General features: G+C 73.2%; 1 protein-coding gene. It reads right to left on the reverse strand.

Annotated features, from left to right (window positions below; translation table 11 throughout):
* Positions 1-231: Spo0B domain-containing protein (locus ACZ3HG_RS25030; RefSeq protein WP_465335271.1), on the reverse strand; the 231-nt coding region annotated here is incomplete at both ends.

The raw sequence follows: 231 nt of genomic DNA on the forward strand, positions 1-231 counted from the left end.
GACCACCGCGCCGTCGTTGCCGGACACGATGCGGTCGGCGAGATCCTGGCGGCCTTCGGTGGATGCCGCGATGAGCCGCCGCGCGTCGTCGATGCGCCCGAGTTCGAGCAGGGCGAGCAGCGCGTGCAGCCGGTTGCCGTGCTCGTGGGTCTGCGAGCGCAGCGTCTCGCTGAGGGTGCGGACCCCCTCCAACTCGCCGAGGAGCGCCTGCAGCTCGGAGCGGTCGCGGAG

The sequence above is a fragment of the Erwinia sp. PME.40.26/001 genome (assembly GCF_055556675.1).